1 protein-coding gene is annotated in these 233 nt (G+C 73.8%); it reads right to left on the bottom strand.

The annotated features are described in order from the left end of the window. Positions 1–233 (bottom strand): hypothetical protein (locus AOK24_RS50715; RefSeq protein ID WP_420876668.1); only part of this gene is annotated, 233 nt, incomplete at both ends.

A 233-nucleotide genomic window follows, 5' to 3' on the forward strand; every position in this document is an offset into this window, starting at 1 on the left:
CTCGTCGTCCCCGCCGGCCACGACCAGCCTCTCCGCGAGGCGGTAGCGCACGCGCGCCAGGTCGTAGGGCCGCTCCAGACACTCGAACGCGGTGACCACGTCGGACCACTCGTCCACGGTGTCCCGCCCCTGCGCCCGCTGGAGTTCCGCGCGCACCCACAGGTCGTACGCGCACCACATCGGCGCGGGCGTGGAGAGTTTCCGCGCCGTCTCCCGGATGCGCGCCACGTGCG

The organism is Streptomyces niveiscabiei, assembly GCF_001419795.1.
In the GTDB taxonomy this organism is placed as follows: domain Bacteria; phylum Actinomycetota; class Actinomycetes; order Streptomycetales; family Streptomycetaceae; genus Streptomyces; species Streptomyces niveiscabiei.